Origin of the sequence: Streptomyces typhae (assembly GCF_009755605.1) — a bacterium.
Taxonomy (GTDB): domain Bacteria; phylum Actinomycetota; class Actinomycetes; order Streptomycetales; family Streptomycetaceae; genus Streptomyces; species Streptomyces typhae.
This window is the reverse complement of record NZ_WPNZ01000028.1, coordinates 68,187-90,822: the sequence shown is the minus strand read 5'-3', so window position 1 is coordinate 90,822 and position 22,636 is coordinate 68,187. Positions and strand designations below refer to the sequence as shown.

Here is a 22,636-nt window from a genome sequence, read left to right as displayed (position 1 = left end):
TGCTGCCGGTGCTGCCGGTGCTGCCGGTGCTGCCGGTGCTGCCGGTGCTGCCGGTGCTGCCGGTGCTGCCGGTGCTGCCGGTGCTGCCGGTGCTGCCGGTGCTGCCGGTGCTGCCGGTGCTGCCGGTGCTGCCGGTGCTGAAAGCGACCCGAGTGACTCTCAGTGGTCCCAGGGGCACCAGTGGTCCCAGCAGTCCCAGGGGTCCCACGGCTCTCAGGGATCCCGGGGACCCCACGACTCCGGCGCCGCCGATGCCCTCACAGGCCAGGCGAAGCGCGGAGAGCGCAGTGCCGGTCGTACGGACGGGACCCCCGGCGACGTACCGCCACGCGACGACGTACTGCCGCGCGACGACGTACCGCCACGCGACGAAGTACCGCCACGGAGCGACGTACCGCCGTGTGCCGCCGAACTCGTACGGGGTCCCGCCGAGTTGATGCCCGCCGTGCGGCGGCTGCTGCGGGACGTCGTGGTGGTCGGGTCGCTGGAGGACGCCGAGGACCTCGTGTACGCGCATCCGGAGCTGACGGCGGTCACCGCCGAGGGCGACCTGCTCGGCGCGCACTTCGCGCACGGCGGGTCCGCGGGCGCCCCGAGCCTCCTCGAAGTGCAGGCCTCCGTCGACGAGGCGGCGGCCGAGCTGACCGAACTCGGAGCGCGGTGCGAGGAGTTGGCGACGGCTCAGGAGAGGGCGGGGGAGCGGCGGCGCGAGTGCGCCGCGCTCGTCGAGGAGTTGGGGGAGCGGCGGCGCGCCGCCGACCGGGAGAAGTCGGCCGTCGCCCAGCGCCTCGGCTCCCTCGCGGGGCAGGCGCGCGGCGCCGCCGGTGAGGCCGAACGCTCGGCGGGCGCGGCGGCCAAGGCGCAGGAAGCCCTGGACAAGGCCCTCACGGAGGCCGAGGAGCTGGCCGAACGGCTCGCCGTCGCCGAGGAGATGCCGGCCGACGAGGAGCCCGACTCCGCCGTGCGCGACCGGCTCGTGGCCGACGGCGCCAACGCCCGCCAGACCGAGATGGAGGCGCGGCTCCAGGTACGTACGCACGAGGAGCGTGTGAAGGGGCTCGCCGGACGGGCCGACTCGCTCGACCGCGCGGCCCGAGCCGAACGCGAGGCACGCGCGCGTGCCGAGCAGCGCCGCGCCCGCCTGCGCCACGAGGCCGCCGTCGCCGAGGCGGTCGCCTCCGGCACCCGGCAGCTGCTCGCCCACGTGGAGGTCTCCCTGGTCCGGGCGGAGCAGGAGCGGGCCGCCGCCGAGCGCGCCAAGGAGGTCCGCGAGCGGGAACTCGCGGTCGAGCGGACGCAGGGCCGTGACCTGAAGGCCGAGCTGGACAAGTTGACTGATTCAGTCCACCGCGGCGAGGTACTAGGTGCTGAGAAGCGGCTGCGCATCGAGCAGCTGGAGACCAAGGCACTGGAGGAACTCGGTGTGGAACCCGCGGGGCTCGTGTCCGAGTACGGGCCCGACCAGCTCGTGCCGCCCTCACCGCCCGCCGAGGGCGAGGAGCTCCCCGCGGACCCGGAGCATCCGCGCAACCGGCCGCGGCCCTACGACCGCGGTGAGCAGGAGAAGCGCCTCAAGTCAGCCGAACGGGCGTATCAGCAGCTCGGAAAGGTCAATCCGCTCGCCCTCGAGGAGTTCGCCGCCCTTGAGGAGCGGCACAAGTTCCTCAGCGAGCAGCTGGAGGACCTCAAGAAGACGCGGGCCGACCTGCTTCAGGTGGTGAAGGAGGTCGACGAGCGCGTCGAGCAGGTCTTCACCGAGGCCTACCGGGACACCGCGCGGGAGTTCGAAGGCGTCTTCGGCCGGCTCTTCCCCGGTGGTGAGGGGCGGCTGATCCTGACCGACCCCGACAACATGCTCACCACGGGTGTCGACGTCGAGGCCCGGCCGCCGGGGAAGAAGGTCAAGCGGCTCTCCCTGCTCTCCGGCGGGGAGCGGTCGCTGACGGCCGTCGCCATGCTCGTGTCGATCTTCAAGGCGCGGCCCAGCCCGTTCTACGTGATGGACGAGGTGGAGGCGGCGCTCGACGACACCAACCTCCAGCGCCTCATCCGCATCATGCAGGAGCTGCAAGAGGCCTCACAGCTCATCGTGATCACGCACCAGAAGCGGACCATGGAGGTCGCCGACGCGCTGTACGGCGTGTCGATGCAGGGCGACGGCGTCTCCAAGGTGATCAGCCAGCGGCTCCGCTAGGCCCCATTCGCCCTACTCGCCTCACTCGCCTCACTCGCTCACTCGTCTTCCCTCATCTGAGGCACCTTGTGTTCAAACTCTGAACGCGATGTCACACCTTCGTTGCCTCAGAGTGCGACAGCTTCACCACCGACCCCCTATTGACTTCGAAACTTGAAGGCATAGTCTCTGCAACGTTGCTTTTACCTTCAGGTGGTGGGCGACGTGAAGTTGTGCGCCACTTGAAGAGCTCTCACCCCCACCCCGGCAACGCAGCCGGTGGCCCGAGGAGAACACGTGACCAGCACAGCGCAGCCGCCGCAGCCCGGGGCCAGGGAGGCCCACCCGGACCATCTCGGCCATGTCATCTTCATCACGGCGGCAGCCGCGATGGGCGGATTCCTCTTCGGTTACGACAGTTCCGTGATCAACGGCGCGACCGTCGCGATCCAGGACAGGTTCGACGTGAACGCCGACACGCTCGGCTGGATCATCGCCACCGCCCTGCTCGGCTGCGCCGTCGGTGCCGCCGTCGCCGGCCGGGTCGCCGACCGCATCGGGCGCATCAGGGTCATGCAGATCGCCGCGTTCCTCTTCGCGGTCAGCGCCATCGGCTCGGCCCTGCCGTTCGCGGCCTGGGACCTCACCATGTGGCGCTTCATCGGCGGCCTGGGCATCGGCATGGCCTCCGTGATCGGCCCGGCCTACATCGCCGAGGTCGCGCCGCCCGCCTACCGCGGCCGCCTCGCCGCCTTTCAGCAGGCCGCCATCGTCATCGGCATCGCCGTCTCCCAGCTCGTCAACTGGGGCATCCTGAACATGGCGGACGGCGACCAGCGCGGCAAGCTGGGCGGTCTGGAGGCCTGGCAGTGGATGCTCGGCGTCATGGTGATCCCGGCCGTGCTCTACGGCCTGCTGTCCTTCGCGATCCCCGAGTCGCCGCGTTTCTTGATCTCCGTCGGCCGTCAGGCCGAGGCCAAGAAGGTGCTCACCGAGGTCGAGGGCTCCACGGTGGACGTGGACACGCGCGCCGCCGAGATCGAGACGGCGATGCGGCGTGAGCACCAGTCGACGTTCAAGGACCTGCTCGGCGGCCGGTTCGGCTTCCTGCCGATCGTCTGGATCGGCATCTTCCTGTCGGTCTTCCAGCAGCTCGTCGGCATCAACGTGATTTTCTACTACTCGAACCAGCTGTGGCAGTCCATCGGCCACGACCCGAGCAGCTCGTTCCTGTACTCCTTCGAGACCTCGATCGTGAACATCGTCGGTACGGTCATCGCGATGATCTTCGTCGACCGGATCGGCCGCAAGCCGCTCGCCCTGATCGGCTCGGCCGGCATGGCCGTCGCGCTGTTCACCATGGCCTGGGCGTTCTCCTACCGCTCCGGATCGGGCGACGACGTGTCGCTGCCGCACGGCCAGGGCCTGGTCGCGATCATCGCCGCCAACGCCTTCGTCCTCTTCTTCGCGCTGTCGTGGGGCGTGGTGGTCTGGGTGCTGCTCGGCGAGATCTTCCCGAACCGGATCCGGGCCGCGGCGCTCGGCGTGGCGGCCTCCGCGCAGTGGCTCGCCAACTTCGCGATCACCAAGACCTTCCCGAGCATGTCGGAGTGGAGCCTGACCGGCTCGTACATCATCTACGGCGCCTTCGCCGCGCTCTCGATCCCCTTCGTCGCCAAGTTCGTCAAGGAGACGAAGGGCAAGACCCTGGAGGAGATGGGCTAACCCCCCGCTGCCCCTCTCCTCTTGAGGAAGCTGCCCCGGCTCGGGCCCACGCCCGAGCCGGGGCAGTCGATTTCCGCCCTCTTCTCGCGGAAGGACCGCCCTTCTCATGAGAAGGGCCCTACTCCTTTGAGAAGGGCTCTACTCCTTGCCGCGCAAGCGCGGCAGTACCTGCTCGGCGAACAGGACGAGGCTCCGCCAGCCCTCGTCCACCGGCATCCCGCCGACCAGCGGATGCAGTACGAGATCGGCGCCGCCCTCGGCGAACGCCACGCAGGCGTCGGGCGTGAGGACCCGGTACACCCCTTCGGCGCGCAGCTCCTCGACCGTGGTCGCCGCCGAACGCACCGCGGAGCGGACGTCCTCGGACTGCCAGGACGCATAGGTCAGCGCCTCGTGCAGGAAGTGCTCGCCGTGTTCGGCCCAGGTGCGGTCGGGGTCCTCGGAGAGGTGCAGGAGCGGCGTCTCGGCGGCGGGCATCATCGTCCAGCCCTCGGTGCCGTACTCGGTGAGCCGTTCGTTGTAGTACGACTCCAGGTCGGGCAGGTGCGCGCTCGGGAAGAAGGGCAGGCCGAACCGGGCCGCGCGGCGGGCCGCCGCCTTCGAGGAGCCGCCGACCAGGAGCAGCGGGTGCGGCCGGGTCCCCGGGCGCGGCGTGACGCGCACGGTGCGGCCCCGGTACACGAACTCCTCGCCGGTCCAGGCCTTGAGCAGGGTGTCGACGAGCTCGTCCTGGAGCCGCCCGCGCCGCGTCCAGTCGACGCCGAAGGCCGCGTACTCCTCGGGCCGGTAGCCGATCCCCGCGACGGTGACGAGGCGGCCGCCGCTGAGCAGGTCCAGTACGGCGATGTCCTCGGCGAGCCGCAGCGGGTCGTGCAGCGGCCCGATGACCGCGGACACCGTGACCGCGATCCGCCGCGTCGCCCCGAACACCACCCCGGCGAAGGCGAACGGCGAAGGCAGCCAGTTGTCGGCGGCGCCGTGGTGCTCCTCGGTCTGGACGGTGCTCACGCCGTGTACGTCGGCGTACGCGGCCATCTCCACGGCGGCGCGGCAGCGCTCCCCGAGGGCGTCCGCGACGGGGTCGACGAGGTTGAAGCGAACGACTGAGACGGGCATGCGAAACGTCCCCCTTCACCGGCTTCACCGGGACGGCGAACCGTGAGCGGTGCAGGGGGACGTTAGCTGACGGTTAGTCAGATCGCCAGAGTGGTGCGGCGGACGGCTCGGGGAAGCCGCTCACACCTTCGCGGGGGCGGGCTCCGGGCGCCCCGCGGGGGCGTTCTCGACGAGCGGCTGCCGCGGCAGGAACGCGTACAGGACCGCCGCCACCACGATGGTGACGAGCCAGCCGAGGCCGTTGCGCCCGATCCAGGACGAGGCGAGCGGTCCGGTGAACCAGTCGACCTTCGTGAACAGCAGGCCGACGACGAGCGCCACGCCCCAGGCGGTCATGGCCTGCCAGGCGAAGCCCGCCCGGTACCAGTAGACGCTGGTGCGCGTGGTGTCCATCAGGCCTTCGCCGTCGTACGTCCTGCGGCGCAGCATGTCGATGCCGAAGACGCCGATCCAGGCGGAGAAGGCGACGGCGAGCAGGGTCAGGAAGGAGATGAACGAGCCCATGAAGCTGGTCGCCACGTTCATCAGGAGGTAGCCGAAGATCAGGCTGATGACCGCGTTCACGCTGACCGCCCACGCGCGCGGGACCTTGATGCCGAGGGTCATCGCGGTGAAGCCGGCCGAGTACATCGACATGGAGTTGATGAGGAGCATGCCGATCAGCGCCATGATCAGGTACGGCACGGCGATCCAGGTCGGCAGCAGGTCGCCGAGGAAGGCGACCGGGTCCTGGGCGGAGGACAGGCTCGGCGTGGAGACGGCCATCACGGCACCCATCAGGACCATCGGCACGACGACGATCGCGGCGCCGCCGACGGCGTGGCCGACCAGCGGCTTGTTCGGTGCCGTGCGCGGCAGGTAGCGGGTGAAGTCGGGGCCCGTCGGGACCCAGCTGATGCCGCCCGCGGCGATCGTGCCGATGCCCGCGATCATCATCGCCGTGGAGCCCGCGGGCTGGTCGAAGACCTCGGACCAGTCGGTGTTCTTCAGGAGGTAGACGAGCACCAGGACGCTGAAGGCGCCGAAGAGGTACGTCGACCAGGTGCTGCACACGTGCAGCACCTTGCGGCCGAGGCCCGAGATGAGGAACGTGGCGGCGACGAAGGCGAGGAGCGTGACGACCTTCAGGGCGGTGTTCGCCTTCACCCCGAAGCAGATGTCGAGCACGGTGAGGATCGCGTACGCACCCGTGACCGCGTTGATCGTCTCCCAGCCCCAGCGGGCGACCCAGATCAGCGCGCCGGGGAAGAGGTTGCCGCGCTGGCCGAAGACCGCGCGCGAGAGCGTCATGCCCGGCGAGCCGCCGCGCTTGCCCGCGATGGAGACGAGGCCCACCAGGCCGTAGCTCAGCACGGGCGACACGAGGGCGACGACCAGGACCTGCCAGAAGTTCAGCTTGTTCGAGACGATGAGGCCGGCGCCCATGGTCAGGAGCAGAACGCTGATGTTGGCGGCCACCCAGGTGGGGAACAGCTCACGGGTCCTGCCGTGGCGCTCGGAGTCCGGCACGGGTTCAAGACCGCGGGTCTCCAGGGCGCCTTCGTGTGCGGCGGTTTCGTCGGTGGTGCTCATGAGGGGTGCTTCCGTGCCTCTCGCTCGGCTTGCGTCGACGTCGTCGCCGGCCGGTGGGGGAGATCAGCCCGAAGAAACGGCTGATGAATCTGAGGGGACTCTACGCGCGTTGACGCAGCCTCTTCCATCGTACTTTAGTCCGAGTAATGGCGGCTAGTGGCCTATGTCCTTTGGAGGAAAACACAAGAGGGCTGCCGGAAGGGCCCATGACTGATACTGGGTGAGTTATGGAAATCGTCATCCTTGCTGTAGTCATCGCCGTGGTCGTGGTCGGTGCGATCGGCGGGCTGGTCGTCGGCAGCCGCAAGAAGAAGCAGCTGCCCGAGGCGAAGGCCCCCTCCGTCACCCCCACCATCACCGCCCCGCCGACCGAACCCCACGTCGGCGACGAGGCCGAGACGCCACGCGACGAGCCGCGCCGCACGATCGAGGAAGTCGATCTGCCGGTCGCCGAGCCGTCAGCGTCCGCGCCCGTCGTCGAGGAGGCGCCCGCGGCGCCCCCGGCCCTCGAGATCGAGACCCCCGAGCCCACCGCGGGCCGCCTCGTGCGCCTGCGCGCCCGGCTCTCGCGCTCCCAGAACGCGCTCGGCCAGGGCCTGCTCACGCTCCTCTCGCGCGAGCACCTGGACGAGGACACCTGGGAGGAGATCGAGGACACGCTCCTGACCGCCGACGTCGGCGTCGCCCCCACCCAGGAGCTGGTCGAGCGGCTGCGCGAGCGCGTGAAGGTGCTCGGCACCCGTACGCCGGAGGAACTGCGCGCCCTGCTGCGCGAGGAACTCCTGCAACTCGTCGGCACGGACTTCGACCGTGCCGTGAAGACCGAGTCCGGCCTGGAGACCCCCGGCATCGTGATGGTCGTCGGCGTGAACGGCACCGGCAAGACCACCACCACCGGCAAGCTCGCCCGGGTCCTGGTCGCCGACGGCCGCTCGGTCGTCCTCGGCGCCGCCGACACCTTCCGCGCCGCCGCCGCCGACCAGCTCCAGACCTGGGGCGAGCGCGTCGGCGCCCGCACGGTCCGCGGGCCCGAGGGCGGCGACCCTGCGTCCATCGCCTTCGACGCCGTCAAGGAGGGCATCGCCGAGGGCGCCGACGTCGTCCTCATCGACACCGCGGGCCGGCTCCACACCAAGACCGGCCTGATGGACGAGCTCGGCAAGGTCAAGCGCGTCGTGGAGAAGCACGCGCCCCTGGACGAGGTCCTGCTCGTCCTGGACGCCACCACCGGCCAGAACGGCCTGGTGCAGGCCCGTGTCTTCGCCGAGGTGGTCGACATCACCGGCATCGTCCTGACCAAGCTCGACGGCACCGCCAAGGGCGGCATCGTGGTCGCGGTCCAGCGCGAGCTGGGTGTCCCCGTCAAGCTCGTCGGCCTCGGCGAGGGCGCGGACGACCTCGCACCGTTCGAGCCGGAGGCGTTCGTGGACGCGCTGCTCGGCGACTGATCCGCCGCTGTCCGCGCTGCGGTACGGGACTGATCCGCCGTCGTCCGCGCTGCGGTACGGGACTGATCCGCGCCGCCGCCCGCGTCGTGGTACGGAAGAAGGGCCCCGCCCCAGGGTGCAGCTGGGAGCGGGGCCCTTCCGTGTTCGCGGGGCGGGCCGGGAGCTGTCCGACACGCCCTAGGCGGGCGAGCGGTGGGCGACGTAGGCCAGGGTGCCGAGGAGGAGGCGGGCGGGCGGCGGGCCGGACGCCGAGGCCGGGTCGGGGGTGCGGAGCCAGCGGACCGGGCCGAGGCCGCCGCGGTCGGACGGCGGAGCCGTGATGTGGCTGCCGGGGCCCAGGCCGTGCAGGTCGAGGGCGGCGTCGTCCCAGCCCATGCGGTAGAGCAGCTGGGGGAGTTCGGCGGCGGCGCCGGGGGCGACGAAGAAGTGCGTGCGGCCGTCCGGCGTCGCGGCCACCGGGCCGACCGGGACGCCCATGCGCTCCAGGCGCACCAGCGCGCGGCGCCCCGCGGGCTCGGCCATCTCCAGGACGTCGAAGGCGCGTCCGACCGGCAGCAGCACGGCAGCGCCGGGGAACTGCGCCCAGGCGGCGGACACCTCGTTCAGCGTGGCGCCTGCCGGGATCTCGGGCGCGAAGTCGAGGGGGTGGGCTCCGGGGGCCGGACAGTCGGCCCTGCCGCAGGAGCAGCGGCCGTCCTGGGCACGGGCGCCGGGCACCGCGGCCCAGCCCCACAGTCCGGTGTACTCGGCGACGGCCGTGCATTCCGGGGCGCCCGCACGGCAGCGGCGCCGGGACGCCGAGCGCAATTCCTTCGCCTCCTTGGCGTCTTTGGCATCCTTGGCGTCTTTGGCTTCTCGGGTGGAGCTGCTGGAGTCGGTGGAGCTGGCGGGGTCGGTGGAGTCGGTGGAGCTGCTGGAGTCGGTGGTGCCGGGGGCTGTGGGCTCCTCGGTGCCCCGCGACTCCTTGGTGCCCCTCAGGACCCTCCGGTCCCGAGGGCCCGGTAGACCCCGAGCGCCTCGCGGGTCCCATGCGCCGCGTGGCGCGCGCGGCGCCGCGTCTGCCTCCTTCGTCCCCCGGACATCGGACCGGGGCTCTTTGATTCCCCGGATGCCGCCGATCGTGAAGCCCATGCCCCCTCCAACGGGTCGATTCTGCGGTGGTTACGTAAGGGATCGGACCGTGACTTCCTGCCCTGAAGCGCGTTGAGCACGTCTCAAGCCGACTCTTGCCGACGTGCGCCGACATTCGCTGTCCCGGGCCCTCGGTCCGTACCGGCGCCTGGAGGCTTTGCGGGTGGTGCACTCCGTGGTCCGCGCCCCTACGTGCTCCGCTCCGCCCACTTTCGGTTGTGGTGTGTCAAGTGAATCGCGTGCGGCGGTCCGGGAGTTCATTCGAAGGGGTGGCGAATGGTGGCGTTTCCGCATCGGCCCTCGCCGGGCGGGTGATCGTGGGATTACGTTCAGTACACGGACCGGAGTTTGGCGCACCCGTGGGTATGCCGGAGGCAAGTCGGTATCCCGTTCGAAGGGTGACATTCTCAGGACGGACCGCCGCAACGCACGGCATTCTGTTAGGGCTTGACGTGGACCGCGGACAAGTGGCTTGAGGGATGGGGGCGTTCCAGTGGGCGGCAGTAGCGGTAGCGGTGCGAACGCCGAGAAGCGCCCCAACGAGATGCTCGGTTCCTGGTTCGTGCGCAGCGGCTGGTCCAAGGGCGAGCTGGCGCGACAGGTGAACCGCAGAGCGCGCCAGCTGGGCGCGCACCACATCTCCACGGACACCTCCCGCGTCCGCCGCTGGCTCGACGGTGAGAACCCCCGCGAGCCCATCCCGCGCATCCTCTCCGAGCTGTTCTCCGAGCGCTTCGGCTGCGTCGTCGCCGTGGAGGACCTCGGCCTGCGCGCCGCCCACCAGTCACCGTCCGTGTCCGGCGTCGACCTGCCCTGGACGGGCCCCCAGACGGTCGCGCTCATCAGCGAGTTCAGCCGCAGCGACCTGATGCTGGCGCGGCGCGGCTTCCTCGGCACCTCGCTCGCCCTCTCCGCGGGCCCCGCCCTGATCGAGCCCATGCAGCGCTGGCTCGTGCCCGGACCCTCCGCCCCCGCCGCGAGCGAGCCGGAACAGCAGCTCGTGCCGCGCCGCCCCGGCCGTCTGTCCAAACCGGAGCTGGACCTCCTGGAGTCCACGACGGTGATGTTCCGCCAGTGGGACGCCCAGTGCGGCGGCGGACTGCGCCGCAAGGCCGTCGTCGGCCAGCTGCACGAAGTGACCGACCTGCTCCAGGAACCCCAGCCCGAAGCCACCGCCAAGCGCCTGTTCCGGGTCGCGGGCGAGCTGGCGGAGCTGGCCGGCTGGATGAGCTACGACGTGGGGCTCCAGCCCACCGCCCAGAAGTACTTCGTCCTGGCCCTGCACGCAGCCAAGGAGGCTGGCGAGAGGTCCCTCGGGTCGTACGTCCTGTCCAGCATGAGCCGTCAGATGATCCACCTCGGCCGGCCCGAAGACGCCCTGGAGCTGATCCACCTCGCGCAGTACGGCAGCCGCGACTGCGCGAGCCCCCGTACCCAGTCGATGCTGTATGCGATGGAGGCCCGCGCCTACGCCGGGATGGGCCAGCCGGGCCGCTGCAAACGGGCCGTGCGGATGGCCGAGGACACCTTCGCCGACGCGGACGACTGGGACGAGCCCGAGCCCGACTGGATCCGCTTCTTCTCCGAGGCGGAGCTCAACGGCGAGAACGCCCACTCCTTCCGCGACCTGGCCTACGTGGCGGGCCGCAGCCCCACGTACGCCTCCCTGGCCGAGCCCGTCATGGACCGTGCCGTCACGCTCTTCGGCAACGACCCCGAGCACCAGCGTTCGTACGCACTGAACCTGATCGGCATGGCCACCGTCCACCTGCTCCAGCAGGAGCCCGAGCAGAGCGCGCGGCTCGCGGGCGAGGCCCTGGACATCGCCAAGAAGGTGCGCTCCGAGCGGGTCAACACCCGACTGCGCAAGACCGTCGCGAACGCCCTGCGGGACTTCGGGGACGTGGCGGAAGTGGTCCAGCTGACCGACCGGCTCGCCGTCGACATGCCGGAGACCGCGGAGGCCGGCTGAGGTTCCCGCGCCCTCCGCGGGCGGCCGCCCCGGCGGCCCGCCCCGCACACCCCGGCCGCGGCCGGCCCATCCCTGCTGCCCGACTCGGCTCCCCCATCGCCAGGTCACGCGGATGGCCGCCGCGGCCGGTCCCGTACCGCACGCCGTTCATCGACGTGTAACACGCAGGACTCCTTCGTCACTGCGGCGAAACACCGAGCGGCACTGGCCGAAACCGCGCTCCGCCAATGTCGTGCCGCACAACCGGCCCACCGTCCTCGCACCGCGACCTCGCACCGCAGAGGCCCCGCGCCCGCACGGGCCGTATCCGACGACGAGGAGACGCCGATGCCCCCAGGCAGCACGCTTGCCGCAGACACCCCGCAGCTGTCTGCCGCCAACACCGGGTTCATGTTGATCTGCTCCGCCCTGGTGATGCTCATGACGCCGGGGCTCGCCTTCTTCTACGGAGGCATGGTCCGCGTCAAGAGCACCCTGAACATGCTGATGATGAGCTTCGTCAGTCTCGGGATCGTCACCGTGCTGTGGGTGCTCTACGGCTTCTCCGTCGCCTTCGGCACCGACCACGGGGGCCTCGTCGGCTGGCAGGGGGACTACGTCGGCCTCGGCGGCATCGGCCTCGACCAGCTGTGGGACGGGTACACCATTCCCGTCTACGTCTTCGCCGTGTTCCAGCTGATGTTCGCCGTCATCACCCCGGCGCTGATCAGCGGCGCCCTCGCGGACCGAGTGAAGTTCACCGCCTGGGCGCTGTTCGTCGCGCTGTGGGCCACGATCGTGTACTTTCCCGTCGCCCACTGGGTCTGGGGCACCGGCGGCTGGGCCTTCGAACTCGGCGTCATCGACTTCGCGGGCGGCACCGCCGTGCACATCAACGCCGGAGCCGCCGCCCTCGGCGTGATCCTCGTCATCGGCAGGCGCGTCGGCTTCAAGAAGGACCCGATGCGCCCGCACAGCCTGCCCCTGGTGATGCTCGGCGCCGGACTGCTGTGGTTCGGCTGGTTCGGCTTCAACGCCGGTTCCTGGCTCGGCAACGACGACGGCGTCGGCGCGCTGATGTTCCTCAACACCCAGATCGCCACGGCCGCCGCGATGCTCGCCTGGCTCGCGTACGAGAAGATCCGGCACGGCGCCTGCACCACCCTCGGCGCCGCCTCCGGCGCGGTCGCGGGGCTTGTCGCCGTCACCCCGTCCGGCGGCTCCTGCTCGCCCCTCGGCGCCATCGCCATCGGTGCCGTCGCCGGACTGCTGTGCGCCATGGCCGTCGGCCTGAAGTTCAGGTTCGGCTACGACGACTCCCTGGACGTGGTCGGCGTCCACCTCGTCGGCGGCGTCGTCGGCTCCCTCCTCGTCGGCCTCTTCGCCACCGGCGGCGGCCAGTCGAAGGCGCAGGGCCTCTTCTACGGAGGCGGCGTCGAGCAGTTGGGGAAGCAGGCCGCCGGTGTCGGCGCCGTCCTCGCGTACTCCCTCGTCGCCTCCGCCGCGCTCGCCTTCCTGATCGACAGGACCATCGGGATGCGGGTCGACGAGGACGAGGAGGTCGGCGGCATCGACCAGTTCCAGCACGCCGAGACCGCGTACGACTTCAGTGGCGCGGGCGGGGGTACCGTTCCGCGCGTTCCTGCTGCCGGGGCCGGTTCCGCGGCCGGTTCCGGGTCGGGCCAGGGGGCCGCGTCGGCGGCGCCCGAGAACAAGAAGGTGGACGCATGAAGCTCATCACCGCTGTCGTCAAGCCGCACCGGCTCGACGAGATCAAGGAAGCCCTCCAGGCCTTCGGGGTCCAGGGCCTGACCGTCACCGAAGCCAGCGGCTACGGACGGCAGCGCGGGCACACCGAGGTCTACCGCGGCGCCGAGTACACCGTCGACCTCGTACCGAAGATCCGCATCGAGGTCCTCGTCGAGGACGACGACGCCGAACAGCTCGTCGAGGTCGTCGTCAAGGCCGCCCGCACCGGCAAGATCGGCGACGGGAAGGTGTGGAGCGTTCCCGTCGACACGGCGGTGCGGGTGCGTACCGGGGAGCGGGGGCCGGATGCTCTGTAGTCCCAGCGGTTACGCGGCGGCCCGGCTGCGCCTCCTGCACGAGGAGGCGCGGTCCGGGCCGCCGCGGCGTTCCGCTCTCGCCGAGTTGACGGACGAGTGGCTCAGGGGGCTCTTTGGTGCTGGTGCTGGTGCTGGTGCTGGTGCTGGTGCTGGTGCTGGTGCTGGTGCTGGCGGCGGTGGCGGTGGCGGTGGTGCGTTGCGAGGGGTTGCTCTTGTCGCTGTCGGGGGGTACGGGCGCGGTGAGCTCTCTCCCCGCAGCGATCTCGATCTGCTGCTGTTGCACGACGGCTCCGCCGGGGCCGACGCCGTCGCCGCCCTCGCCGACCGCGTCTGGTACCCCGTCTGGGACCTCGGCCTGGCACTCGACCACTCCGTACGCACCCCCGGCGAGGCCCGCCGGACCGCGGCCGACGATCTGAAGGTCCAGCTCGGTCTCCTCGACGCCCGGCACCTCGCCGGCGATCGTGGGCTCACCACCGCCCTGCGCACCACCGTCCTCGCCGACTGGCGCAACCAGGCGCCCAAGCGGCTGCCCGTACTGCGCGAACTCTGCGACGAGCGCGCCGCACGGCACGGAGAGCTGAGCCACCTCCTCGAACCCGACCTCAAGGAGGCCAGGGGCGGCCTCCGCGACACCACCGCGCTGCGCGCCGTCGCCGCGTCCTGGCTCGCCGACGCACCCCGCGAGGGCCTCGCCGACGCCCGCCGTGCCCTGCTCGACGTACGCGACGCGCTGCACCTCACGACCGGGCGCGCCACCGATCGCCTCACCCTCCAGGAACAGGACCAGGTCGCCGCCGAACTCGGCCTCCTCGACGCCGACGCCCTGCTGCGTCAGGTGTACGAGGCGGCGCGCACCGTCGCGTACGCCGGCGATGTGACCTGGCGCGAGGTCGGGCGCGTGCTGCGGGCGCGGGGGGCGCGGCCGCGGTTGCGCGGACTGCTCGGGGGCGGTGGCGGCGGGGCGTTCCGGAGCGGTGGCAGGGGAGCCGTCGGCGAGCGGTCCCCGCTCGCCGAAGGAGTCGTCGAGCAGGACGGCGAGGTCGTCCTCGCCCGAGCCGCGCGGCCCGAGCGCGATCCCGTGCTGCCCCTGCGTGCCGCGGCCGCCGCCGCGCAGGCCGGGCTCCCCCTGTCCCCGCACGCCGTACGGCGCCTGGCCGCCGTCGCGCGGCCGCTGCCCGCCCCCTGGCCCGCCGAGGCGCGCGAGCAGCTCGTGACCCTGCTCGGGGCCGGGCGGCCGACCGTCCCCGTCTGGGAGGCACTGGAGGCCGAGGGGCTGATCACCCGGCTGCTGCCCGACTGGGAGCGGGTGCGGTGCCGGCCCCAGCGCAACGCCGTCCACACCTGGACCGTCGACCGGCACCTCGTCGAGACCGCGGTGCGGGCCGCCGCGCTGACCCGGAGCGTCGGGCGGCCCGACCTCCTCCTCGTCGCCGCCCTGCTGCACGACATCGGCAAGGGGTGGCCCGGTGACCACTCCGTAGCCGGTGAGGTCATCGCCCGCGACGTGGCCGGGCGGATCGGGTTCGACCCGGCCGATGTCGGCGTCATCGCCTGTCTCGTACGTCATCACCTGCTCCTGGTCGAGACCGCCACCCGGCGCGACCTCGACGACCCCGCCACCGTGCGGTCCGTCGCCGAGGCCGTGGGTTCCAGCGGGACGCTGGAGCTGCTGCACGCCCTCACGGAGGCGGACGCGCTGGCCACCGGGCCCGCCGCCTGGTCGTCCTGGCGGGGGGCGCTGGTCGCCGATCTGGTGAAGCGGGTGGAGGGTGTGCCGGCCGGGGGGCCTGCCGAGGAGCCGTACGCGACGACCCTCGCCGGTGGCGGTGCGGACACGGACACCGCCGCCCGCGCCGAGCAGGAGCGGCTCGCCGTGGAGGCCCTGCGGACCGGCGGGCCCGTGGTCGCGCTGCGGGCCAAGGACGAGGGCGGGGACGCCTCCGTGGAGGTGCTCGACGGGCTGGGTGTGGAGTTGCTCGTCGCCGTGCCCGAGCAGGGCGGGGTGCTGCCCGCCGTGGCCGGAGTGCTCGCCTTGCACCGGCTGACCGTGCGGACTGCCGGGCTGCGGGTGGTCGAGCCGCCGGAGGGGGTGGCCGGGGCGGTGCTGATGCTGCGGTGGCGGGTCGCGGCGGAGTACGGGGCGCTGCCGGAGGCGGCGCGGCTGCGGGCCGATCTCGTGCGGGCCCTGGACGGGTCCCTCGACATCGCGGGGCGGCTCGCGGAGCGGGACGCCGCCCGCCCCCGGCGGCGGGGGACCGTGGCGCCGCCGGCCCGGGTGACCGTGGCGTCGGCCGGGTCGCGGCGGGCGACGGTGATAGAGGTGCGGGCCCAGGACGCGCCGGGGCTGCTGCACCGGATCGGGCGGGCGTTGGAGGCGGCCGGGATGTGGGTGCGCAGTGCGCATGTGTCCACGTGGGGGGCCAATGCGGTGGACGCCTTCTACGTGACGGGGGCGGACGGGGGGCCGCTGGCCGGGGAGCGGGCCGCGGAGGTGGCCCGAGCGGTGGAGACGGCCCTTCGGCAGTGATTCCTCGCTGGTCGAGCGGAGCCGGGAGCTCGGGGGAGGGTGTGCACAGCCCCTGTGCCGGGCTCCCGTCATGCGGTCGGAGGGGCACGGCCCGCGTGCGGCAGGCGCGGCGGCCGGGAGTGAACCGGGGGCGGAGGGTGCCCCCGGCCGGGAGTGAACCGGGGCAGAGGCAGCCCCCGGCCGGAAGCGAACCGGGGGCGGAGGGAGCCCCCGGCCGGGGGAGGCAGATACCCTGGAGGGCGACCCGTCCGCCCGCCCCCGATCCCGAGGATTCGCGACCGCCGTGTTCGACACTCTTTCCGATCGCCTCGCAGCGACATTCAAGAACCTCCGCGGCAAGGGTCGCCTCAGCGAGGCGGACATCGACGCCACGGCGCGCGAGATCCGCATCGCCCTGCTGGAAGCAGACGTCGCGCTCCCGGTGGTCCGCGCCTTCATCAAGCAGATCAAGGAACGCGCGACCGGCGCCGAGGTCTCCGCGGCCCTCAACCCCGCCCAGCAGGTCATCAAGATCGTCAACGAGGAGCTCATCGGCATCCTCGGCGGCGAGACCCGGCGGCTGCGGTTCGCCAAGAACCCGCCGACGGTCATCATGCTGGCCGGTCTCCAGGGTGCCGGTAAGACCACGCTGGCGGGCAAGCTCGGCCGCTGGCTGAAGGGCCAGGGCCACTCCCCGCTGCTCGTCGCCTGCGACCTCCAGCGCCCGAACGCGGTGAACCAGCTGAGCGTCGTCGCCGAGCGCGCGGGCGTCGGTGTCTACGCCCCGCAGCCGGGCAACGGCGTCGGCGACCCGGTCCAGGTCGCCAAGGACTCGATCGACTTCGCGCGGACCAAGCAGTACGACGTGGTCATCGTCGACACCGCCGGCCGCCTCGGCATCGACCAGGAGCTGATGCGGCAGGCCGCGGACATCCGCGACGCGGTCAGCCCGGACGAGGTCCTGTTCGTCGTCGACGCGATGATCGGCCAGGACGCCGTGAACACGGCGGAGGCCTTCCGCGACGGCGTCGGTTTCGACGGCGTCGTGCTCTCGAAGCTCGACGGTGACGCCCGCGGTGGCGCCGCGCTCTCGATCGCCCATGTCACCGGGCGCCAGATCATGTTCGCCTCCAACGGCGAGAAGCTGGACGACTTCGACGCGTTCCACCCGGACCGCATGGCGTCCCGCATCCTCGGCATGGGCGACATGCTCACGCTCATCGAGAAGGCCGAGCAGACCTTCTCGCAGCAAGAGGCCGAGAAGATGGCCTCCAAGCTGGCGAGCAGCAAGGGCGGCAAGGACTTCACGCTCGACGACTTCCTGGCCCAGATGGAGCAGGTCAGGAAGATGGGCAGCATCAGCAAGCTGCTCGGCATGCTGCCCGGCATGGGGCAGATCAAGGATCAGATCAACAATCTCGACGAGCGGGACGTCGACCGCACCGCCGCCATCATCAAGTCGATGACCCCCGGTGAGCGGCAGGAGCCGACGATCATCAACGGCTCGCGGCGGGCCCGTATCGCCAAGGGCTCCGGCGTCGAGGTCAGCGCCGTGAAGAACCTGGTCGAGCGGTTCTTCGAGGCCCGCAAGATGATGTCCCGCATGGCCCAGGGCGGCGGCATGCCGGGTATGCCCGGGATGCCGGGCATGGGTGGCGGTCCCGGCAGGCAGAAGAAGAAGCAGAAGCAGGCCAAGGGCAAGCAGCGCTCCGGCAACCCGATGAAGCGCAAGCAGCAGGAGGACGAGGCCGCGGCCCGGCGTGCCGCGGCCGAGGAGGCCGCCGCGGGCGGCGCCTTCGGGCTCCCGGCCGCGGGCCAGGGCGGCAAGGACTTCGAGTTGCCGGACGAGTTCAAGAAGTTCATGGGCTGAGTGCGGTCACCTGCCCGTGCCGCGCGCACGGCACGGCCGTCATGTCTGAGGCGTCCCGCCGGTCGGTGGGGCGCCTCAGGCGTTCCCGGTGTCTGTCCGCACCCCTCGTGGGGGAGGCGTACCGCAGGTGCCGGTGGGGTTTTTGTGTCGTAGCGTCCGGATATGAGCAACCCCGTCCCGCCGCGTCAGAAGCCCGAGCAGCCGTGGCGCTCCGAGGGCGCTCCGGAGCCCGCCCCGACGCCGCCGCCCAAGCGCAGGCCGCCGGGCGGCTGGGGCGGGCTCGTGCTCGCCGCGCTCGTCGTCTATCTCCTCGCCAACCTCGTGCTCTCGTTCTTCGGCGACGGGGACGAGCCGACCATCTCGTACACGGAATTCAGCAAACAGGTCGACTCCGGGAACGTCTCGAAGATCTACTCCAAGGGCGACTCCATCCAGGGGCAGCTGAAGAAGGAGCAGAAGGATCCGGACGGCGGCGACTCGTACACCAAATTCACCACGCAGCGGCCCGAGTTCGCCGACGACAAGCTGTGGAGCGATCTGACGGAGCACGACGTCACGGTCACCGCCGAGCCGGTGGTGCAGGAGCGCAGTTTCCTCTCCAACCTGTTGATCTCGCTCGCGCCGATGCTCCTTCTCGTGGTGCTGTGGATCCTCATCGCCCGGCGGATGGCCTCGGGCATGGGCGGTGCGGGCGGCATGCTCGGGCGCAAGCAGCCGCCGAAACCCGTCGAGCTCGAACCGGGGAAGAAACGGACCACCTTCGCCGACGTCGCCGGCATCGACGAGGTCGAGGGTGAGCTGAACGACGTCGTCGACTTCCTGAAGAACCCCGACGACTACCGGGCCATGGGGGCGCGGATGCCCGGCGGTGTACTGCTCGCCGGGCCGCCCGGGACCGGGAAGACCCTGCTCGCACGGGCCGTCGCCGGTGAGGCCGGAGTGCCGTTCTTCTCGGCCTCGGCCTCGGAGTTCATCGAGATGATCGTGGGCGTGGGCGCTTCGCGGGTACGTGAGCTGTTCGCCGAGGCCCGCAAGGTCGCCCCGGCCATCGTCTTCATCGACGAGATCGACACCATCGGGCGGGCCCGCGGCGGCGGCAGCGGCATGGGCGGACACGACGAGCGGGAGCAGACGCTCAACCAGATCCTCACCGAGATGGATGGTTTCTCCGGCTCGGAAGGCGTCGTCGTCATCGCCGCCACCAACCGCGCCGACATCCTCGACCCCGCCCTGACCCGGCCGGGCCGCTTCGACCGGGTCGTCAGCGTCTCCCCGCCCGACCGGAGCGGCCGGGAGGCCATTCTCAAGATCCATACCCGGGCGATTCCGCTCGCCGACGGCGTCGACCTCGCCCAGGTCGCCCGCACCACCCCCGGCATGACCGGTGCCGACCTCGCCAATCTCGCCAACGAGGCCGCCCTGCTCGCCGTGAAGCGCAAGCAGCGGCAGGTGACGCAGTCCGACCTCTCCGAAGCGCTCGAAAAGGTGCAGCTCGGTGCCGAGCGGCCCCTGGTGATGCCCGACGACGAGCGCCGCCGCACCGCGTACCACGAGAGCGGGCACGCGCTGCTCGGCATGCTGCAACCCGGCGCCGACCCCGTCCGCAAGATCACCATCGTCCCGCGCGGGCGTGCCCTCGGCGTCACCCTGTCGACTCCGGACGCCGACAAGTACGCGTACACCGAGGAGTATCTGCGCGGCCGCATCATCGGCGCACTCGGCGGCATGGCGGCCGAACACGTCGTCTACGGAGTCGTCACCACCGGCGCCGAGAACGACCTGGAACAGGTCAGCAACATCGCCCGCGGGATGGTCGCACGCTGGGGCATGAGCGAGCGCGTCGGCCGTCTCTCCGCCCTGCCGAACGACGCCCAGCAGGCCTACGGTCTCGCCGCGGCGCCCGGGACCCTCGACACCATCGACGGCGAGATGCGCCGCATCGTGGACGAGTGCTACGAGAGCGCCTGCCGTCAACTGCGCGACCACCGCGAGCGCCTGGACGCCCTGGCGGCCGCCCTCCTGCGGAACGAGACGCTGGAGGAGGCCGAGGCGTACCGCGTGGCCGGGGCCCCCCGCCTCGGCAAGGAGGCCTGAGGCGGTATCTCGTGGGGGCCAGAGGCGGCGCCTCGTGGAGGGCTTGGGCGGCGCCTCGTCGAGGCTGCCCGAGGCCGCGTCCCGTGGGCAGCGCTACGGAACGCGTGCGATCAGATAGCGGAAGACGTTCGGCATCCACACCGTGCCGTCGCGGCGCTGATGCGGATGCAGTGCCTCGGTCAGCTCCTTGTCCACCTGCACCTGGTCCGTCGCGCCCACCGCCGCGTCGAACAGGCCCGTGGACAGCAGTCCCCGTACCGCGCTGTCCATGTCCGCGTACCCGAAGGGGCACGCCACCCGGCCCGAGCCGTCCGGTTTGAGGCCCGCGTACTGAGCGACCTCCTCCAGGTCGTCCCGGGAAGCGGTGCGCAGGCTGCGGGTGGAGCGCAGCGGGTCGGCGAGCTTGGTGGCCACCCGGAGCACGGACGAGGTCGTGCAGCGCTCCGGTGGACCCCAGCCTGCCAGGACCACCGGCGCACCCCGTTCCGCGAGCGGTGCCGCGCTCTTCAGGAGCGCGGAGAGGCCCTCGGAGTCACCCGCCACACAGCCGATCGGCTGGAACGCGGTCACCAGGGTGTACTTCGGGGCGTCCGGCGCGGCGGCGTCCTCGGGTGCGCCCTCCACGAGCCGTGTGCCCCCCCGCGGCTGCGCCCCGGCGGACACGTCCGGCGTGAGGCGCCCGCGGGCGAGCGCCAGGCGCTCGGGCGCCGAGGGTTCCACGCCGGTCACCGACGCACCGCGCGACGCGGCCATCAGCAGGGCGAGCCCGGAGCCGCAGCCCAGGCCGAGGAGCCGGGTGCCACTGCCCACGTCGAGCCGTGCGTACACCGCTTCGTAGAGCGGGACCAGCATCCTCTCCTGGATCTCCGCCCAGTCACGCGCGCGTGCGCACCGGTCCACACGGGGGCGGGCACCCGCGCGCGGGAGGTGAGAGTGCACGAGCGTTGGTGTCATCGAAAGCGCCCCAATCCGCCGAGAGTTGTCGTGCCGATTCCTACGGTTCATCCGCCCCCACGACGTGCGTTCACGCTCCCCCCGTATGCCAGGGAACTCCGCATCCGTCGTGGCGTCCAGGGGTTGTGGGGCAATGCTTGCGTGCCACCGTCGTGCGCCCCCCGGAAGTGGAGATTTCCGGCCCTTCAGGCGGCACGGACGCACCATGCGCGCCAGGGCGAAGGCGTCCGTACTCACGCCTCGCGCGGACGACTTCCCCCGCCGGTACCAGGCTCTGATCGCCAGGGCCGGGGCGGCGGCGCCGCCAGGGCGACGCCGGCGGACGGCGGGTCGGTGCGGGACGCCGGGGGGACACCCGGTAACGTCGCCGTCGTGGCACGCGCGCACTGGGCGTCGTGGCACGGGCGTACCGGGATCCGGATTCCGGACCGGGGCGCAGACGCGTGGGTGACGGCCGGTGGTCCTCCGCAACACACGCTCCGGCGCGCGGAGTTGACCGTGCGCCGGACGAGAGGGTGATCCCCGCCGGACAAGAGGGTGATCCCCGGGCGCGGCCTTTTGCGTACGCGTCACTACGTACCGGCTTGTTGTGAGCTGCGAGGCTTCTCCGCAGATCAGCGCACCCGCCCTCGTCCGGACGCATCAACGGCAACTGACGGGTAAGTGCAAATTATTTGAGATGCCCCGGAATGGAACCCGGAGGCACCCCGGCTCGTTGTCACGACGTGAGCACGACACCACCTGTTCTCGCCGCAGAGCTGGCACAGGCGTGGGCCGACATTCAGCGGCACCACTCCGAGCTGCCGGACCTAGCCGCGCCCGAATCCCTGATCGGAGAGTCGTCGTCCGCCTGCGGCGCCGAGCTCTCCTTCGAGCGACTGCTGCACGAAGCAGTCCACGGCATCGCCGCAGCCCGCGGCGTACGCGACACGTCACGCGCCGGCCGCTATCACAACCGCAGATTCCTCTCGATCGCCGAGGAGCTGGGTCTCGACCACCCGGAGGAGCCGCACCCGAGCAGCGGTTTCTCCCTGGTCACGCTCAATCCCGAGGCGAAGAAGCGCTACCGCCCGACCATCGAGCGGCTGCAACGCGCCCTGAAGGCGCACACGGCAGCCACCACGACGGACACCTCACGCACCTTCCGCGGCCCGGCCGCCCGGCACGGCTCCTCCGGCGGCGGCGTGCGCGTGAAGGCCGTCTGCGACTGCGGGCGCAACGTCCGCGTCGTGCCGTCGGTGCTCGCCCAGGCGCCCATCATGTGCGGCGGCTGCGGCAAGCCCTTCCGGATCCCGGAGGTGGTCGGCGTGGCCGTGGGAGCGGGGTGATCCTGGTCCACCCGTGGTGAGCGGTGCGGGGGCGGCCGGCCGGGTCCGGCCGCCTCCGGAGGGAAAGCAGCGGTCCGCGGCCCTCGGCTGAGGGTGGCGGCGGGGGACGGGCGAGCATGTGGCAGAATGGCTAGCTGTACTCGACAGCCGCACAGGACCCCTCTCTCCTCCGGCTGACGCGTCCATCGGGCACCTCGAGTACCGCAACCCCACGCGGCATCCCGCTGTGCCCCACCACGTCAAGACCAGGAGACACCACTCCCGTGGCAGTCAAGATCAAGCTGAAGCGTCTGGGCAAGATCCGTTCGCCTCACTACCGCATCGTCGTCGCCGACTCCCGTACCCGCCGTGACGGCCGGGCCATCGAGGAGATCGGCCTGTACCACCCGGTGCAGAACCCCTCGCGCATCGAGGTCGACTCGGAGCGCGCGCAGTACTGGCTCTCCGTCGGCGCCCAGCCGACCGAGCCCGTCCTCGCGATCCTGAAGCTCACCGGTGACTGGCAGAAGCACAAGGGCCTGCCGGCCCCGGCGCCGCTGCTCCAGCCGGAGCCGAAGGCCGACCACCGCGCCCTCTTCGAGGCCGTGGCCAAGGACGCCGAGGGCGGCCCGAAGGGCGAGGCCATCACGCAGAAGAAGAAGGCCGACAAGAAGGACGAGGCCCCGGCCGAGTCCGCGGCCGAGTCGACCGAGGCCTGAG

Annotated in this window: 15 protein-coding genes; 11 read left to right on the top strand and 4 right to left on the bottom strand. The window is 71.6% G+C overall.

Going from position 1 to position 22,636, the window contains the following annotated elements; translation table 11 throughout:
- Together GPA10_RS43075 and GPA10_RS35665 are read left to right on the top strand one after the other, a co-directional pair.
- On the top strand, positions 1-2,194 hold a 2,194-nt coding region (locus GPA10_RS43075), incomplete at its 5' end, for an AAA family ATPase (RefSeq protein ID WP_198351798.1).
- Positions 2,195-2,470: 276 nt separating this feature from the next.
- Positions 2,471-3,898, top strand: a complete 1,428-nt coding sequence (locus GPA10_RS35665; RefSeq protein ID WP_058847469.1) for a sugar porter family MFS transporter — start codon at positions 2,471-2,473, stop codon at positions 3,896-3,898.
- A 138-nt stretch (positions 3,899-4,036) separates the two neighbouring features.
- On the opposite strand, the gene GPA10_RS35660 is transcribed toward GPA10_RS35665, so the two are convergent.
- Both GPA10_RS35660 and GPA10_RS35655 read right to left on the bottom strand, forming a co-directional pair.
- Positions 4,037-5,014 (bottom strand): LLM class flavin-dependent oxidoreductase, encoded by a 978-nt coding sequence (locus GPA10_RS35660; protein ID WP_157169061.1) that lies wholly within the window; start codon positions 5,012-5,014, stop codon positions 4,037-4,039.
- 120 nt (positions 5,015-5,134) lie between these two features.
- Positions 5,135-6,586: a purine-cytosine permease family protein gene (locus GPA10_RS35655; RefSeq protein WP_157169060.1), complete on the bottom strand. Its 1,452-nt coding sequence runs from the start codon at positions 6,584-6,586 to the stop codon at positions 5,135-5,137.
- A gap of 227 nt (positions 6,587-6,813) precedes the next feature.
- On the opposite strand from GPA10_RS35655, the gene ftsY reads away from it, so the two are divergent.
- The gene (gene ftsY, locus GPA10_RS35650) at positions 6,814-8,034 is read left to right on the top strand and encodes a signal recognition particle-docking protein FtsY (protein WP_157169059.1); all 1,221 of its coding nucleotides are present in this window, start codon (positions 6,814-6,816) and stop codon (positions 8,032-8,034) included.
- A gap of 177 nt (positions 8,035-8,211) precedes the next feature.
- Here ftsY and GPA10_RS35645 read toward each other — a convergent pair whose 3' ends face one another.
- Entirely contained in the window at positions 8,212-8,841 is a 630-nt protein-coding gene (locus GPA10_RS35645) for a bifunctional DNA primase/polymerase (RefSeq protein ID WP_058847465.1), read from the bottom strand.
- A gap of 817 nt (positions 8,842-9,658) precedes the next feature.
- Between GPA10_RS35645 and nsdA the strand changes: the two genes are divergently transcribed.
- From nsdA to ftsH, 6 genes are all read left to right on the top strand, one after another.
- Positions 9,659-11,137 (top strand): transcriptional repressor NsdA, encoded by a 1,479-nt coding sequence (nsdA, locus tag GPA10_RS35640; protein ID WP_058847464.1) that lies wholly within the window; start codon positions 9,659-9,661, stop codon positions 11,135-11,137.
- Positions 11,138-11,464: 327 nt separating this feature from the next.
- Entirely contained in the window at positions 11,465-12,847 is a 1,383-nt protein-coding gene (locus GPA10_RS35635; RefSeq protein ID WP_157169058.1) for an ammonium transporter, read from the top strand.
- Positions 12,844-13,182 carry a P-II family nitrogen regulator gene (locus tag GPA10_RS35630; protein WP_058847462.1) on the top strand — a complete coding sequence of 113 codons (339 nt, stop codon included), beginning with the start codon at positions 12,844-12,846 and terminating at the stop codon, positions 13,180-13,182. The genes GPA10_RS35635 and GPA10_RS35630 overlap by 4 nt, the downstream gene beginning before the upstream one ends.
- On the top strand, positions 13,172-15,712 hold the full coding sequence (locus GPA10_RS35625; protein ID WP_157169057.1) for a [protein-PII] uridylyltransferase: 2,541 nt from the start codon (positions 13,172-13,174) through the stop codon (positions 15,710-15,712). The genes GPA10_RS35630 and GPA10_RS35625 overlap by 11 nt, the downstream gene beginning before the upstream one ends.
- A 283-nt stretch (positions 15,713-15,995) precedes the next feature.
- On the top strand, positions 15,996-17,561 hold the full coding sequence (gene ffh / locus GPA10_RS35620; protein ID WP_343041684.1) for a signal recognition particle protein: 1,566 nt from the start codon (positions 15,996-15,998) through the stop codon (positions 17,559-17,561).
- A 162-nt stretch (positions 17,562-17,723) separates the two neighbouring features.
- Positions 17,724-19,655: an ATP-dependent zinc metalloprotease FtsH gene (gene ftsH, locus GPA10_RS35615; protein WP_157169056.1), complete on the top strand. Its 1,932-nt coding sequence runs from the start codon at positions 17,724-17,726 to the stop codon at positions 19,653-19,655.
- Between the two features lie 93 nt (positions 19,656-19,748).
- Here ftsH and GPA10_RS35610 read toward each other — a convergent pair whose 3' ends face one another.
- Positions 19,749-20,609 (bottom strand): SAM-dependent methyltransferase, encoded by an 861-nt coding sequence (locus GPA10_RS35610; RefSeq protein WP_157169055.1) that lies wholly within the window; start codon positions 20,607-20,609, stop codon positions 19,749-19,751.
- A 725-nt stretch (positions 20,610-21,334) separates the two neighbouring features.
- Here GPA10_RS35610 and GPA10_RS35605 point away from each other — a divergent pair.
- Together GPA10_RS35605 and rpsP are read left to right on the top strand one after the other, a co-directional pair.
- Positions 21,335-21,937 carry a hypothetical protein gene (locus GPA10_RS35605; protein WP_107450198.1) on the top strand — a complete coding sequence of 201 codons (603 nt, stop codon included), beginning with the start codon at positions 21,335-21,337 and terminating at the stop codon, positions 21,935-21,937.
- A gap of 263 nt (positions 21,938-22,200) precedes the next feature.
- A complete protein-coding gene (gene rpsP / locus GPA10_RS35600) occupies positions 22,201-22,635 on the top strand; it encodes a 30S ribosomal protein S16 (RefSeq protein ID WP_058847456.1) in 435 nt (144 codons plus the stop codon).
- Position 22,636 lies beyond the last annotated feature (1 nt).

Excerpts from the sequence above, each read along its gene's own strand:
- GPA10_RS35660 (WP_157169061.1), bottom strand. The coding sequence starts at position 5,014 with ATGCCCGTCTCAGTCGTTCGCTTCAACCTCGTCGACCCCGTCGCGGAC.
- GPA10_RS35655 (WP_157169060.1), bottom strand. The coding sequence starts at position 6,586 with ATGAGCACCACCGACGAAACCGCCGCACACGAAGGCGCCCTGGAGACC.
- ftsY (WP_157169059.1), top strand. The coding sequence starts at position 6,814 with ATGGAAATCGTCATCCTTGCTGTAGTCATCGCCGTGGTCGTGGTCGGT.
- GPA10_RS35635 (WP_157169058.1), top strand. The coding sequence starts at position 11,465 with ATGCCCCCAGGCAGCACGCTTGCCGCAGACACCCCGCAGCTGTCTGCC.
- GPA10_RS35630 (WP_058847462.1), top strand. The coding sequence starts at position 12,844 with ATGAAGCTCATCACCGCTGTCGTCAAGCCGCACCGGCTCGACGAGATC.
- GPA10_RS35625 (WP_157169057.1), top strand. The coding sequence starts at position 13,172 with ATGCTCTGTAGTCCCAGCGGTTACGCGGCGGCCCGGCTGCGCCTCCTG.
- ftsH (WP_157169056.1), top strand. The coding sequence starts at position 17,724 with ATGAGCAACCCCGTCCCGCCGCGTCAGAAGCCCGAGCAGCCGTGGCGC.
- GPA10_RS35610 (WP_157169055.1), bottom strand. The coding sequence starts at position 20,609 with ATGACACCAACGCTCGTGCACTCTCACCTCCCGCGCGCGGGTGCCCGC.